Origin of the sequence: Marseilla massiliensis (assembly GCF_016899855.1) — a bacterium.
Classification (GTDB): domain Bacteria; phylum Bacteroidota; class Bacteroidia; order Bacteroidales; family Bacteroidaceae; genus Prevotella.
In genome coordinates this window covers 16,049-30,996 of sequence record NZ_JACJJG010000002.1, presented here as the reverse complement: position 1 = coordinate 30,996, position 14,948 = coordinate 16,049, and the positions used below count along the sequence as shown (strand labels likewise).

Annotated in this window: 17 protein-coding genes; 15 read left to right on the top strand and 2 right to left on the bottom strand. The window is 43.2% G+C overall.

The features are described from left to right. Nucleotides 1-55 precede the first annotated feature (55 nt). The gene (locus tag H6A34_RS00905; protein ID WP_205102882.1) at nt 56-1,306 is read right to left on the bottom strand and encodes a type IX secretion system plug protein; all 1,251 of its coding nucleotides are present in this window, start codon (nt 1,304-1,306) and stop codon (nt 56-58) included. A 312-nt stretch (nt 1,307-1,618) separates the two neighbouring features. Between H6A34_RS00905 and H6A34_RS00900 the strand changes: the two genes are divergently transcribed. From H6A34_RS00900 to H6A34_RS00840, 13 genes are all read left to right on the top strand, one after another. Then, nucleotides 1,619-2,125 carry a DMP19 family protein gene (locus H6A34_RS00900; RefSeq protein ID WP_021948948.1) on the top strand — a complete coding sequence of 169 codons (507 nt, stop codon included), beginning with the start codon at nt 1,619-1,621 and terminating at the stop codon, nt 2,123-2,125. A gap of 70 nt (nt 2,126-2,195) precedes the next feature. Next, nucleotides 2,196-2,675 carry an SsrA-binding protein SmpB gene (gene smpB / locus H6A34_RS00895; protein ID WP_021948949.1) on the top strand — a complete coding sequence of 160 codons (480 nt, stop codon included), beginning with the start codon at nt 2,196-2,198 and terminating at the stop codon, nt 2,673-2,675. Nucleotides 2,676-2,774: 99 nt separating this feature from the next. Continuing rightward, complete coding sequence (locus tag H6A34_RS00890) at nt 2,775-3,428, top strand: HAD family hydrolase (protein ID WP_205102881.1); 654 nt, start codon at nt 2,775-2,777, stop codon at nt 3,426-3,428. Nucleotides 3,429-3,500: 72 nt separating this feature from the next. Continuing rightward, nucleotides 3,501-4,364 carry a type I methionyl aminopeptidase gene (gene map, locus H6A34_RS00885; RefSeq protein ID WP_205102964.1) on the top strand — a complete coding sequence of 288 codons (864 nt, stop codon included), beginning with the start codon at nt 3,501-3,503 and terminating at the stop codon, nt 4,362-4,364. Between the two features lie 10 nt (nt 4,365-4,374). After that, a complete protein-coding gene (tsaD, locus tag H6A34_RS00880) occupies nt 4,375-5,400 on the top strand; it encodes a tRNA (adenosine(37)-N6)-threonylcarbamoyltransferase complex transferase subunit TsaD (RefSeq protein ID WP_205102880.1) in 1,026 nt (341 codons plus the stop codon). 11 nt (nt 5,401-5,411) lie between these two features. Further along, entirely contained in the window at nt 5,412-5,960 is a 549-nt protein-coding gene (locus H6A34_RS00875) for a CinA family protein (RefSeq protein ID WP_205102879.1), read from the top strand. Nucleotides 5,961-6,116: 156 nt separating this feature from the next. Further along, a complete protein-coding gene (rpmB, locus tag H6A34_RS00870) occupies nt 6,117-6,380 on the top strand; it encodes a 50S ribosomal protein L28 (protein ID WP_021948954.1) in 264 nt (87 codons plus the stop codon). A 5-nt stretch (nt 6,381-6,385) separates the two neighbouring features. After that, nucleotides 6,386-6,574, top strand: a complete 189-nt coding sequence (gene rpmG / locus H6A34_RS00865) for a 50S ribosomal protein L33 (protein WP_021948956.1) — start codon at nt 6,386-6,388, stop codon at nt 6,572-6,574. A 20-nt stretch (nt 6,575-6,594) separates the two neighbouring features. Continuing rightward, entirely contained in the window at nt 6,595-6,753 is a 159-nt protein-coding gene (locus H6A34_RS00860) for a DUF4295 domain-containing protein (protein ID WP_006950479.1), read from the top strand. 103 nt (nt 6,754-6,856) lie between these two features. After that, the gene (gene ftsY, locus H6A34_RS00855; protein WP_205102878.1) at nt 6,857-7,816 is read left to right on the top strand and encodes a signal recognition particle-docking protein FtsY; all 960 of its coding nucleotides are present in this window, start codon (nt 6,857-6,859) and stop codon (nt 7,814-7,816) included. Then, nucleotides 7,813-9,117 (top strand): 30S ribosomal protein S12 methylthiotransferase RimO, encoded by a 1,305-nt coding sequence (gene rimO / locus H6A34_RS00850; RefSeq protein ID WP_205102877.1) that lies wholly within the window; start codon nt 7,813-7,815, stop codon nt 9,115-9,117. The genes ftsY and rimO overlap by 4 nt, the downstream gene beginning before the upstream one ends. Nucleotides 9,118-9,144: 27 nt before the next feature. After that, on the top strand, nt 9,145-9,432 hold the full coding sequence (locus tag H6A34_RS00845) for an HU family DNA-binding protein (RefSeq protein WP_205102876.1): 288 nt from the start codon (nt 9,145-9,147) through the stop codon (nt 9,430-9,432). After that, nucleotides 9,432-10,748 (top strand): HU family DNA-binding protein, encoded by a 1,317-nt coding sequence (locus H6A34_RS00840; protein WP_205102875.1) that lies wholly within the window; start codon nt 9,432-9,434, stop codon nt 10,746-10,748. Before H6A34_RS00845 ends, H6A34_RS00840 begins: the two co-directional genes overlap by 1 nt. 124 nt (nt 10,749-10,872) lie before the next feature. On the opposite strand, the gene H6A34_RS00835 is transcribed toward H6A34_RS00840, so the two are convergent. Next, the gene (locus tag H6A34_RS00835; protein ID WP_205102874.1) at nt 10,873-12,108 is read right to left on the bottom strand and encodes a DUF4861 domain-containing protein; all 1,236 of its coding nucleotides are present in this window, start codon (nt 12,106-12,108) and stop codon (nt 10,873-10,875) included. Nucleotides 12,109-12,616: 508 nt separating this feature from the next. On the opposite strand from H6A34_RS00835, the gene H6A34_RS00830 reads away from it, so the two are divergent. Beyond that, nucleotides 12,617-13,429 (top strand): gliding motility protein GldB-related protein, encoded by an 813-nt coding sequence (locus H6A34_RS00830; RefSeq protein ID WP_205102873.1) that lies wholly within the window; start codon nt 12,617-12,619, stop codon nt 13,427-13,429. Between the two features lie 45 nt (nt 13,430-13,474). Continuing rightward, on the top strand, nt 13,475-14,929 hold the full coding sequence (locus H6A34_RS00825; protein ID WP_205102872.1) for a right-handed parallel beta-helix repeat-containing protein: 1,455 nt from the start codon (nt 13,475-13,477) through the stop codon (nt 14,927-14,929). The last annotated feature ends 19 nt before the right edge of the window (nt 14,930-14,948 follow it).

Sequence of the window (14,948 nt, the reverse complement as noted above, 5' to 3'; positions counted from 1 at the left end):
GCAACATTCTGCAATTGCAAACTGAATCTTGGTTCTTTTTTAGTTTTCCGGTTGTTTATTTGAATTGTACTTCCTGATAGCCTACGAGGCGGTCGGTACGCTCTCCACGTCCACGGTAGTAGACAAGGGCCTGGTATTTATTCTCGGTCTGGTAAAAACTCCCTTCTGACGGAACCGCCTGACTTACTCCGTTGTCGTCTACCATGACATACTGGTATGAGTAATATCCTTGTTTTTGCCTGATTGTAGCGGTATAACATTTGTTTATTTCGTCGTAAGTCATCAGGTATTCTGGCGTAAACTGGTCGTTAGTCCATGCGCCGTTCACGTATATGTCGCCAGCGAAACGCTGTGGAGTCTTCAGCGTGTAGTGAACGTAGACGTATTCGGAAGAAATGTCGTTCTCGATGTTGTCGCTGTTCCTGATGTAGAATGCGCCGTTGGCGTCTTCGTCGTAAAGATAGTTCGGGCGCGGTGTACATACGTACGGGTAAACCTGGTAGTCGTTGCCGTCCCATACGATGCGGTCGATGCCCATTGAAGGATGGTCAACATCCAGGATTTCATATTTATGGTATTCGTTTCCTGCCTGGAATATCAGGTCGCGGTTATGTTCCCATTTCAGTCCGTCAGGCATGATGTATTGCGGGCGTGGGTTAACCTTTGCGTTGTCCCAGCGCCTGTTTTGCATGATGACGGTTTTAATTTGCGACATGGGATCCGTAACATTTATGCCACCATAGTTTACCTGCATCGAAACCTGTTGGTGGGCCTTGTTTATGTCGATGTCGGTATTCGTGGTTACGTCAAGCGCGACTCCCATCGCCGGTTCTATCACCATAAAACATGCTGTAAACATCGGCCGGTCGCCATCGTTCTCGTCATATACGGTCAACTTGTAGTTGCCGCTCATTTTCAACGAGCATTGTTCGTTGGGTATTTGTAGTGAATAATGAGTGTAAAGTGTGTTCGTGTTGATAGACTCAACGATGTCGTCAATGGTGTTGCCGTCCTGGAAGCCCTCGATATAGTCGCTTGAGAACAGCTGGTCGGATACGGTCCAGTCAGCTTCGCAGTGCTCAATTCGGTACACGTAACGGTGATACGTGTGCGTAAGGTCGTCGAAGCTTATGTTTATCCGCTCGTTAGGACCATGGCTGCCGAGCTTGATTATCGGCAGCGAGAGCCATTGCTGGCCTGCGACTACTTGCAGGCTGGCAATGCCACGGTCGTAGATTTCATTACGTTGTGCCGATACGTTTTTAACGAGAATTAGGGATAAAAGAATGAGTAGGGTTTTCTTCATATGTGTTTTTATTCCATAACGGCAGGCATGCGTTTTTATTGTGTATATCCGGTTGCGTTGTCGTGTGGTAAAGCAAACGGTGCCCTGTTTTGCGAAAGGCCGTCAAATGTACTGCAAAATACCGTCTTTTATCGCCTGAAAGGCCATGTTTTGCAATGCGTTTGACGGCCTTTCGCAATGTGTGCTGTAAAGTGCTGTATTTCAATGCGTTGGAGATGTCATTGTGAAAAATACCTGCATTTTACCACCTTTTATTTTGCATTGTCTTCGGTTTGGAGTATCTTTGCAGTTTGAAACGTATAAAGTTTTGATATGAACGCTATTACCATAAACGAGCCCGAACTCAAGGCGGCTGCCGAAAAAGGAAGTGATGAATTCCTGGATGTGTTTTTCAATGCCATATTCACTCGTTACGGCGGTAAAATAGGCGAGCCGATGATGAGCGAACTGAATGCGGACCAAATGACACTGGTGGCATTCAAGGCGATGCATGACGAGGTTATGGACGGCGGATTTGTCCAGCTGATATACAATGGATACGGTCCGTTCTTGTTTTTCAACCCGTTTGTGAAGGTTGTAAGGGAATGGGGGCTTGACGATTTGGCGTCATTAGTTAACAAAGCCGGCCGTCTGTTCCGTAAATATGGGCGTGAAATAGAGCGCGACTGTACTGACGAGGAGTTCATGGCAATGTTCGAGCAGTATCCAGAGTTTGACGAACTTGACGATAAGTTTGTTGAAAATGAGGAGGAATGGGTAGCGAAGATAGCTTATTATGTTGACGAACACATTGACCGCTTTGCGGAAGTAGTGCCTTAAAACTGTGGCCGTTGAACGTAATTTTGTAAGGGTAGGAAGTGGCAAGCTTTTTTATTGCTAAAAGAGAACGATGAACAAACAAGAGGAACAGATAAGAAAGAAAAGTCCGGTAAGCATAAGAAACAAGAAAGCCTCGTTCGAGTATTTCTTTGTCGAGACATATACGGCAGGCATTGTGCTTACGGGTACTGAAATAAAGTCAATCCGTCAGGGTAAGGCCTCATTGGTGGACAGCTATTGCTATATCCACAATGGCGAGATATGGGTAAAGGGAATGAACATTTCGCCGTATTTTTTCGGTTCGTATAACAACCACGAGGCGAAGCGCGACCGTAAACTCCTGTTGACGAAAAAGGAGATACACAAGCTGCAGGAGGCTACTAAACAGGTAGGATTCACCATCGTGCCGACGCTTGTATTCATTGATGCCAAGGGGCGCGCCAAGGTCGACATAGCCTTGGCCAAGGGTAAGAAAGAATACGACAAACGCCAGACCTTGAAGGAAAAGGAAGACCGCCGAGAGATGGACCGGGCGATAAAGCATTATTAATAAAGGTGAAAGGGCGGAAAAGTGAAAAGGTAAAAAGTAACTTATGATGACTTTAAAGACCTTAACTCCCATAACCACATAACCGTAAAACCGCAGAAAATGATAAAGAACTTGATATTCGATTTGGGCGGCGTGATAATGACAATAGACCAAAGCGAGGCTTTGCGCCGCTTTAAGGAGACCGGACTGACTGACGCCGAGACATATCTTGACCCGTATACCCAGTCTGGAATATTCGGTGACGTGGAGGAAGGCAAGATTACCGCGGAGGAATTCCGAGCGGAGTTGAGCCGTATTATAGGCCGCGAGTTGACATTCGACGAGTGTAAGTATTGCTGGTTGGGCTATCGTAAGGAAGTGCCTGCACGTAATCTTGACGTATTGAGGAATTTGCGCGGTAAAGGTTATCGCCTGATACTTCTGTCAAACACAAACCCATTCATGATGAGTTGGGCGTTAAGTAATGATTTCGATGGCGGAAAAGCGTCGTTAAGTGATTATTTTGACGCGCTTTACCTTAGTTTCCGCATTGGCGTTATGAAACCTGACCTAAAATTCTTCCAGGCGGTTATCGACAATGAGGCTATAAATCCTGAGGAGTCGTTATTTGTTGATGACGGACCTCGCAATATCGAGGCGGCTCGCCGGCTCGGTTTCAATACCATGTGCCCTAAGAACGGTGAGGACTGGACGGGTGAATTGTATTCTTTTATTAAAAAGTCGGGCAAGCTTCCGTCGCGTGGTTTATATTAGGAAAATAACATTCGTAAAAGTACTCATTTTGCGATAAAGTTTGTACTTTTGCAAAAGATATTTATAGTAAAGATGGTATTCAAGAAGAAAAGAAGGTGGCATACGGTGCCAGGACAACCGCTTACGGAAATGGATAAGCAGGTGATGTACTGGGAAAACAAGGGAAAACTGGTGCCTACTCGCAATTTAATCAAGACTCCTGAGCAGATAGATGGTATCCGCAAGAGTGGAGTTATAAACACAGGTGTACTGGACGAAGTGGCGGCACGTATACATGCAGGTATGAGTACAGCCGAGATTGACAAGATATGTTACGACTACTGCACTGAACATGGGGCGGTGCCTGCGTGTCTTAATTATGAAGGCTATCCGAAGAGCGTATGTACCAGCATAAATGAAGTGGTGTGTCACGGAATACCAAAGGAAACGGACATCTTACAGGAGGGCGACATAGTAAATGTCGACTTTACAACGATATTGGACGGATATTACGCAGACGCATCGCGTATGTTCATTATAGGAAAGACTACTCCGGAAAAAGAACAGCTTGTACGTGTGGCAAAAGAATGCCTCGAGATTGGTGCCGAAGCGGCAAGACCATACGGATTTGTAGGGGACATAGGCCACGCTATACAGAAACATGCAGAGAAATATCATTACGGCGTCGTGCGTGACTTATGCGGGCACGGGGTAGGTATTGAATTCCACGAGGAGCCAGAAGTATTGCATTTTGGCCATAAAGGGTCTGGCATGCTGCTTGTGCCGGGCATGGTGTTTACTATTGAGCCTATGATTAATATGGGTACGTGGAGAGTCTTTATTGATGCGGATGACCCTTATGGCTGGGAAGTAATAACGGAAGACGAGAAGCCGAGTGCACAGTGGGAACATACTTTCTTGATGACTGAGCATGGGGTAGAGATACTTTCCGCTTAAATTGTGTGTTATGGAAGACGTATATATATTAGGTATTGAGAGCAGTTGCGACGATACATCGGCCGCTGTGTTGCGTAACGGAGTATTGTTGAGCAACGTCACTGCCTCTCAGGAAGTGCACAAGGCTTATGGTGGCGTGGTTCCGGAATTGGCTTCGCGGGCCCACCAGCAGAATGTTGTGCCCGTGGTTGACCAGGCAATAAAGCGTGCGGGAATTGTAAAGGAACAATTGTCGGCTGTCGCTTTTACCCGAGGGCCGGGGCTGATGGGCTCTTTGTTGGTTGGCGTCAGTTTTGCCAAGGGATTTGCACGTTCCCTGAATATTCCGCTCATAGACGTGAATCATTTGCAAGGTCATGTCATGGCACATTTTATAAAGGAAAGTGACGATGACAAATCGGCTCCTCCGTTACCGTTTATTTGTTTGTTAGTGAGTGGTGGAAATTCACAAATCGTGAAGGTTAACGCTTACAATGACATGCAAGTGTTGGGACAGACAATAGACGATGCGGCTGGCGAAGCAATTGATAAGTGCTCAAAAGTTATGGGGTTGGGGTATCCCGGAGGACCTATAATCGACAAATTGGCACGTCTGGGCAATCCACATGCATACAGCTTTTCCGAACCACACATTCCAGGATTGGATTATAGTTTCAGTGGCTTGAAGACCTCTTTCCTGTATAGTTTGCGAGAGTGGGTTAAGGATGATCCGGATTTTGTTGAGCACCATAAGGAAGATCTCGCGGCCAGTCTTGAGTTTACGATTGTCGACATATTGATGAAAAAACTGAAGCTTGCGGTTAAGCAGACAGGTATTAAGCATGTGGCCGTGGCAGGCGGCGTCAGTGCCAATACCGGATTGCGTAATGCTTTTCATGAATATGCGGATAAGTATGGCTGGACAATATATATACCGAAGTTCAGTTATACTACTGACAATGCTGCGATGATAGGTATTACCGGTTACTATAAATATCTTGACAAGGATTTTTGTTCTATAGACAAACCGGCGTTCTCAAAAGTAACATTTCAATAAAATATAAGAATATGGATTTCGAGAATAAAATATTAAGTAAGGAAATCAGCCAGTTTATTTGGGAAAAAGGTAAAACTCTTGGGACGGCGGAGAGTTGTACGGGTGGAAGGATTGCCGAGGCAATAATACTGATGCCAGGAGCGTCAAATTATTTTAAGGGCAGTATCGTTTCTTACACTAATGAAATTAAGGAAAAGATATTGGGTGTTAGCCATGACGTGCTTGAGGAAAAGACAGCCGTATGTGAGGAAGTCGCAATTGCGATGGTCAAGGGTGCTATTAATGCACTTGGTGTGGATTATGCAATATCTGCGACAGGTGTAGCCGGGCCTTCCGGAGGTACAGCCGAGATACCTGTAGGTACAATATGGCTGGCTTGTGGAAGTGCGGACGATATAGTTACATTGAAAATAGAACAGGATAAGGGCCGCGAGTTGAATCTTTCGAACGCAACAACCCAGGCACTTCAGTTATTCCTTGATTATCTGAAAGAAAGGCTGAAGATAGATGACATTCAAGATGATGAGGGGAATGTGAAATTTCCGTTCCAAGGCGTTTGATGCAGATGTTTGTTGTGACGAGAGACGTTATTAATACTAAAAATAATTAAAAGCTGTATTATTGGTGCAAATATTTTGCACTTTCGGAAAAAGTTAGTAATTTTGCACTCTGTTTGGAATAAGTATCAAAAATTAAAACAAAAAAAGTAGATAGCGATGTCTAAAATTTGTCAAATAACGGGTAAGAAAGCCCAGATTGGAAATAACGTTTCACACTCAAAACACCGCACAAAGCGTACTTTTGATGTAAACCTTTTCAGAAAGAAGTTCTATTATGTTGAGGAACAGTGCTGGATAAGCTTGAAGATAAGTGCTGCCGGTCTGCGTCTCATTAATAAGGTGGGCTTGGATGCAGCTCTCAAGCAGGCTGTTTCAAAAGGCTACTGTGATTGGAAAGACATTAAAGTAATAGGAGAATAACCACCATGGCAAAAAAGGCTAAAGGCAATAGGGTTCAGGTAATATTGGAATGCACTGAGATGAAGAACAGCGGCCTTCCTGGTACAAGTCGTTATGTTACGACAAAGAACCGTAAGAATACACCTGAAAGAATGGAGTTAATGAAGTATAATCCTATCCTGAAGAAAATGACTCTTCACAAGGAGATAAAATAATAATTAAAATATAACGTAAAATGGCAAAGAAAACCGTCGCAACCCTCCATGAAGGTTCAAAGGATGGTCGCGCTTATACAAAGGTTATCAAGATGGTAAAGAGCCCTAAGACTGGCGCTTATATCTTTGATGAGCAGATGGTGCCCAACGAGGCTGTTAAGGATTTCTTCAAGAATTAAGATTTCATGATATAATATTAAAAGAAGGTCGCAATGAATTTTGCGACCTTTTTTGTTGTAGATATGAGTTCATTTTACTAATTTTGTGGCAAAATACAGCGATATGGGATTATTTGGAATATTCAATAAGAGTAAGAAGGAGACGCTTGATAAGGGGCTTGAAAAGACAAAGCAAAGTGTTTTTTCGAAAATTGCGAGGGCTGTTGCAGGTAAATCTAAGGTAGACGATGATGTCTTGGATAATCTTGAAGAGGTGCTTATCACTTCGGATGTTGGTGTGGATACGACATTAAAGATTATCAGTAGAATAGAAGAGCGTGTAGCAAGAGATAAATATGTTTCTGTTTCCGAACTTAATTCCATACTTCGTGACGAGATTGCTGCATTGTTGACAGAGAACAATTCTATTGATAATGAGAATTGGGATTTACCGTCAGACCATGCCCCTTATGTAATTCTCGTTGTAGGTGTCAACGGTGTTGGTAAGACTACTACTATTGGTAAACTTGCATATCAGTTTAAGAAGGCTGGTAAGAAAGTTTATCTGGGTGCTGCTGACACTTTTCGTGCTGCCGCTGTAGAACAGCTTTCCATATGGGGAGAACGTGTTGGGGTTCCTGTAGTGAAACAGCAAATGGGTGCCGATCCTGCAAGCGTAGCTTATGATACATTGAGTTCGGCTAAGGCAAACGGTGCCGATGTAGTATTGATTGATACAGCAGGGCGCTTGCATAATAAAATTGGTTTGATGAATGAGTTAAAGAAGATCAAGGATGTAATGAAGAAAGTCATTCCACAAGCGCCAGATGAAGTTTTGCTTGTCCTTGATGGTTCTACCGGACAAAATGCTTTTGAACAGGCAAAACAATTTTCTGCTGTAACACAAATAACAAGTCTTGCAATTACAAAACTTGATGGGACAGCCAAGGGAGGCGTTGTCATAGGCATTTCCGACCAGTTAAAAGTGCCTGTAAAGTATATTGGACTGGGCGAGAAAATGGAAGATTTGCAGTTATTTAACAAGACACAATTCGTAGATTCACTCTTTAATATAGAAAAGTGAAAAAGAACCAGATTGATTTTATAACCTTAGGTTGCTCAAAGAATCTTGTAGACAGTGAACTCTTGATGAAGCAATTTGAGGCTAATGGGTATAAATGTACTCACGACAGCAAGAACCCTAATGGTGAAATTGTTGTTATTAATACTTGCGGATTTATCGGAGATGCCAAAGAGGAAAGCGTGAATACTATCCTTGAATTCGCCGATGCCAAGGAGTGTGGACGTATACGGAAATTATATGTAATGGGATGTCTGTCGCAAAGGTATAAATCTGAGCTGGAGAAGGAAATTCCACAAGTAGATAAATATTACGGGAAATTTGATTTTAAGCAATTGTTGAATGACTTAGGAAAGGCAGAAGTCCCTTCTTGTAATGGTCAAAGACTATTGACGACACCACATCATTATGCTTACATAAAGATAAGTGAAGGATGTGACAGGCATTGTGCATATTGTGCTATACCGTTGATTACAGGCCGTCATGTCAGCAGGCCAAAATCCGAGATTCTTGATGAAGTAAGAATGCTTGTCGCTTCTGGTGTTAAGGAATTTCAAATAATAGCACAAGAACTAACGTATTACGGTATTGATATTGACGGTAAGCAGCATATAGCAGATTTAGTATCAGATATTTCAGATATCCCTGGTGTAAAATGGATACGTCTGCATTATGCTTATCCAACATGTTTCCCTTATGAACTGTTGGCGGTAATGCGCGAGAAACCTAATGTTTGCAAATATTTAGATATCGCATTGCAACATATTTCCGACAATATGCTTTCCGCAATGCGTCGCCATATTACGAAGGCTGAGACATATGCTCTGATAGAGCGTTTGCGAAAGGAAGTGCCGGGTATACATATTCGCACTACATTAATGGTCGGTTTCCCAAATGAAAGTGATGATGATTTTAATGAATTGATGGAATTCACCAAATGGGCCAGATTTGAGCGTATGGGAGCTTTTGCGTATTCTGAAGAAGAAGGGACGTATAGTGCCATTCATTACGAAGATAATATAAGCCAGAGCGTTAAGCAAGCCAGGCTTGATAAGCTTATGGCTTTACAACAGGAAATAAGCACCGAGATTGCTGCTTCTAAGGTAGGAAAAGTTTTTAGGGTAATAATTGACAGGAAAGAAGGTGACTATTATATCGGACGAACAGAGTTCAGCTCTCCGGAAGTTGACCCTGAGGTTCTCATCCCTGCCGATGTGAAACAGTTGCGTACAGGTGCTTTTTATGATGTACGGATTACTGATTCCGAGGAGTTTGATTTGTACGGCATTGTTGTTACCCATTGATGGTATAATTATGAAAGTTTATTTATAATGAATAATAAAAGCTTTATTTCCGAATTATCCCAGCGTTTGGGATACACTCAGGATGACACTCAAAAGATAATTCATACTGTCATCGATTCCATGAACGACGGTTTTCAGCGAGGTGACAGTGTGTCTGTTCCAAAATTCGGAACTTTTGAAGTTAAGAAACGTTTGGAACGTATTGTCGTGAATCCTGGAACAAAACATCGGATGCTTGTTCCCCCAAAACTGGTGTTGGGATTCAAGCCGATAGCTGCGATAAAGGAAAAATTAAAGAATGGAGGTGAGGGATAATGGCTAAGGTTTCTATTGTGGATATGGCGAAAGCCATTGTCTCTAAACACGGATTATCTCAACAAGAAGCAGAAAAGTTTGTGACAGCTCTCTTTGATGTCATAAACGAAGGGTTGTACCGTGATAAAATAGTCAAGGTAAAAGGTCTCGGAACGTTTAAAGTGATAGATGTACGTGAACGTGAAAGCGTTAACGTCAATACCGGTGAGCGTGTCGTTATTGAAAGCCATGGTAAGATAACGTTTACGCCTGACCCAATAATGCGAGATCTTGTAAACAAACCTTTTGCCCAGTTTGAGACTGTTGTTTTAAACGAGGGTGTTGATATAGAGGAAATAAGCAAGGTGAATGTTCCAGATACAGACATAAGTGGCCAGGACGGAGATGTTGAATATGATGATGAACAAGAGGAACAAGACTTAGCTGCGTTACAAAATAATGGTACAGAAAGTAGTGAAGGGCTTATCCAAGATGACGTTTTAGTGGATGAGAATTCTGTGGCTGAACCTGTTGAAGCACCTTCTGACAGCAGTGTTGATGACGTTGTGGACGATAATGAAATTGCGGATGATGGTGACTTATCTGAAGACAGTGCGAGCCAAGATGACGGAAAAACTACGGAAGGTTTACCTGCTGATGATGGGCCAGTATGTTCCGGTGCTGATGACGATGGAACAGTTTGTGACAATTCACGCGAATCAAGCATTTCACCTGATGTAGAACCAGAAAAAGGAGATGATTCAGATAATTTGGTTGAAGAACAATCAGAAATTCAATCCACCGGTTTTATTTCCCGTAATAAGTGGGCGTGTTTTACAGTATTAACCATAGTCATTGCCGCGGCTGCTTTTACTGGCGGTTATTATTGGGGGAGGAGCACTGTTGTTCCTGCTGTAAAATACCGGACGGAGAGGGTCGTGGTAAAATCGGCACAACCGAAGTCGCAGGCAGATACCTTACAGCGTACGGATACTGTTGCTCTTGATGAAACCGTAAACCGTTCTTCCGACACTTTGAAGAAGGCTGAAGTTAAGGGCAAAGAACCGATAGATGAAATTGTACCTAAGGCTACTGCCAAAGGGCAATCCCTGGAATTGAAGAATGCCCAAGCTATGGTCAATACCGGCGCATACAGGATTACGGGTACTGCCCAAACTGTAGAAGTAAAGCGAGGAGAGACTTTGGAAAAGATTTCAAGATTTTATCTTGGTGCCGGCATGGAGTGTTACATTCAAGTGCATAATGGTATTTCGGAGGTTAAAGAGGGTATGCGTCTTAAAATACCGAAACTTGAATTAAAGCGGAAGAAACGCTAATTTGTCGGTTCTTGTTTTCTTGAAAAGGACACAAAATAGGGTCGGGATGATATTGTATAACTGAAGACTAAACTTAATATATTGCCGGCACATGGTGAATATTTATCATGTGCCGGCATTTATTTTATTCTTTTGTAATTGTTACGGGATGTGACAAATCGTCTTTCCATTCTTTCAGAAAATCAAACCATTCCTTATCGCTATGGTATCCGAAAGTCTCGTTGTCGCTGCAGAATGTGATTTTGTAGTGGAGCTCGTCCGTTGTGGTGTTGATTACGTATCCGTAATTGTCCTTGTTGGCGGGTTCTTCGCTTACGATATACTTTTCAGGTATGTATATACCGAGGCCAACGGTTTCACGTTTGTGCCCTACGCTGTCTTTTGCAGATACAGGCCAGTCTGTGCCCCAGCAGCCTCTTAGGCCTTTCTTGTCAGAATATTCGGTTGAGTTTTTGACATTTATAAATCCTGTTGAAAGCATGTAGTCGCCGGCTGGTTTGTTGAATTTTACGTCTACACTGCATTCGCGTCGGCCTGCGTACAGTGTGTAGAGTGTTGTCATGTCGATTGGGGCCATGTCTGGACGTATGGATTGCGGTGTCCAGCCTTTGTCTTTTACTTCAACGATGGTACGTATCGGGCCGCGTGATATTATTCTTTGACTGCGTTTGTCAACGTCTGTTAGCATTGTAGGATTATGGCCGTCCCACCCGCGGAGCGTTCCAAGTCCGAGAGTCGAGCCTACCCAAAGTACGTCGTCGCCATATTGTGCTGCCTTTTGGGCTTTGTCCGGATAAAACTGTGTTTGCTTCAGTTCAAGCTGTTTTTTGTATTTTCCATATATGTCGACAGTCTGGCGATGGTCGAAGTAAATGCGGTAGGCCACCATGTCGTTCTCGAATGCCGCGCCGTGGTGGTGAAGTGTCCAATATGGATTAGTTCCGTTGTCAACGGTCAGTTGCGAAATGTACAGGTTCTGCTTATTGCTTTCTTTTACCTTTTTGTTGCTTAACAACATTTCCACGTACACTTGCGGCTCGTATGACCTTGGTTTACCTTCACTATACAGCGTTATGCTGAAATTTTTTGCTGCTTTGTCTTTTACGTCAGTGATGAAACAGAGCTCGTCCATCTTGCCATCCTGGTCGATGTCGTCAAGCTGGCATGGTATCTCCTTGCCTCCGTCGGTTACGAGAGCAGATTTTACATCCATTCCATAGTCCTTGAGTTGTAGTACTACGGGTACATTGGCCTTTGGTTTCTGGCTGTCGTTGGATACCTTGATGTTGATTGTTTTTTGTGGAAATGCCGGGATTGCAGCTAACAATACCAGCATGTTGGTCAGTAGTTTCTTTTTCATGTTCATATACGATTTTCTAAAGTCTTTCTTGTGTGCAAAGATAATTCAAATTTTCGATAGAGCGAAATGAAAAACTTGGAGTTTTGATTTTTTAATTTCTTAATGCAACGTCCTTGGCGATATATTTTCTTGTGCGTATTTCCCGGAAGTGCATGTTTAATCCTGAAAGGCCGCAAAACGCATTATAATTGATGGCCTTTTGTAATGTAAAAGGCGGCCTTTCACATTGTAGTATGCCGTCTTTGGCAAATCCGTCGGTTCTTGGCATTTTATGTTGTCGGCATGTTGTTGCCGGACTTCCGTACATAGTGCTTGTTTTGTTGGTTTTATGTCATTTTAAGGTAGGAAAGACATTATTTGTTCTTTGAATATATTTTGCAATTTTAGCCATTTTTTATAATAAAAGAAAAATTAAGCGATATTTAAGCTTGTAATTTAATTTTTTTAGCTAATATGTTTGATAATACTAATGTTTTTTAGTATTTTTGCAAAACAAATCATGTTTAGTGTGAGAAAGGTATTTTGTCTATTGACGATGGTTATGATGGTTTTCGTGTCGTGTGACATGAAATTAAAGCCATTTGAGGACGGTGAGGGCGAGCATGAAATCGAAGTATGCCGCTATGACCGGCTTGAAAGCCAGTACCTTACCACGGGTGATTTTTCAGCCCTTCAACAGATGAACATGGACTATCCTATCGAGACGCGTACCCTGATAGAGGACGTGTTGAGGCTTGGAGAGGTGAATGACCCGCAGATAAACCATAAGTTTCTGGCTTTCTTCCAGGATTCGACACTTCAGCAGATTGTATCTGACGCAGAGTCGCAGTATGCCAATATGGACGATATAAATTCCCAGTTGAATGCGGCTTTTGACCGTTTGAAGGCGCATGTGCCGTCATTGCCTATTCCGCAGGTATATGCGCAGATTGGAGCTCTCGACCAAAGCATTGTAATCGGCAACCAGACTATCGGCATATCGCTTGATAAGTACTTGGGCAAGGATTATGAATTATATAAGAGGTATTATCTCCCGTCGCAGCTTGAAACTATGACTCGTGAACATATCGTGCCTGATTGTCTCAGTTTCTATTTGCTTAGTCTATATCCGATGCATGACTTCGAGTCGCGCACTCAGCTCGAGCGCGACCTCCATATGGGCAAGATAATGTGGGTATGCAATATCGCGCTCGGACGAAACTTCTTCAAGTCACGCTATATAAGCGTGGTTGACAAGTATATGGGAGGTAACAAGGCTTCGGGAGTGGAGACCCTGTTGAGAAACAACGACTATTCAAACCTTGTCAGGATGATGAAATAACGTCGAAGGCAATATTATCGTACAGTCGGCGTTATTAATAAACACATGGGTAAAATTTTTAAGATAATGTTATGCGCCGCTGCCGTATTGCTGGCTTGTAGCGCTTGTACAGACGACGATTCGTTTAGTTCGTCGCCATCTAACCGGCTTACTTTTTCAACCGATACGGTACGAATGGATACGGTTTTTGCGACTGTACCATCTTCAACTCGCTCATTCTGGGTTTACAATAAGTCAGGAGACGGCATACGCTGCACTACGGTACGCCTTGCGGGAGGCAACCAGACAGGTTTCAGGGTAAATGTAGACGGTGAGTATCTTAGTCCTACAGCAGGATACCAGGTGTCGAATGTCGAAATCAGGAAGAATGACAGCATACGCGTATTTGTAGAGTTGACTTCACCTGTCAATGCCGAGGAAGGGCCGCAGGAGATAGAAGACGACCTTGTGTTCTTGCTTGAGAGTGGGGTAGAGCAGAAAGTAAACCTTAACGCATATTCATGGAACGCTACATTGCTGAGGAATGTCGAAATATCCAACGATTCTACTATCAACGGAACAGAGAGGCCAATAGTCATTTATGGAGGACTGAAGGTTGACAGTCTTGCTACATTGCGAATAACTCCGGGGACGACGTTGTATTTCCATTCCGACGCAGGTATCGACGTGTATGGAACATTGATTGCGGAAGGTTCGGCAGAAAGTAATATCGTGCTTCGTGGCGACCGTACGGACTGGATGTTCGACTATCTGCCATATGACATGGTAAGCGGCCAGTGGCAGGGAGTTAAGTTCCATGCATCTTCTTATGGCAACAGAATCTCCTATACAGATATCCATGGCACGTTTGACGGAATAGTATGTGATTCTTCCGACGTAACGCGGGCGAAACTCCAGCTTTACAATAGTACGGTGCATAACTGCCAGGGATTTGGTTTGAAGACCGTCAACAGCAAGGTTGACGTAAGGAACTGCCAGATAACCAATACGTTGAATAATTGTGTAGCCGTATATGGCGGCGACGTGTCTTTAACGCATTGTACCATAGCACAGTTTTATCCGTTTGACTCTAATCGAGGTGCCGCATTGATGTACACGAATGTTCTCGAGGATACAGACATTCCACTTGAAAGGATGGATTGCGTCAACAGCATTGTTACGGGTTATGGTGAAGATATGATGAGCGGTTTAAAAGGAAAAGAGGACGTAAAATTTAATTATAGGTTTGTGAACACATTGTTGCGTACGCCTGAAATCGAGGGTGACGAGAACTTTGTGGACGTGATTTGGGAAAATGTTGAAGACACTGCGGCTGTGTCAGGTGAAGAAAATTTCAGTTTAGTGGATATTGACATGCAGAGATATGATTTCCACCTTTCACAAGACTCTCCTGCTATAGACAATGGGGCGGCTGATTATTCATTGCCTGACGACCGCGACGGGAAGACGCGTGACGCCTCTCCGGATATGGGTTGCTATGAATTTATCAAGGAAGAATAGTTATTTAAAACTTTGATAT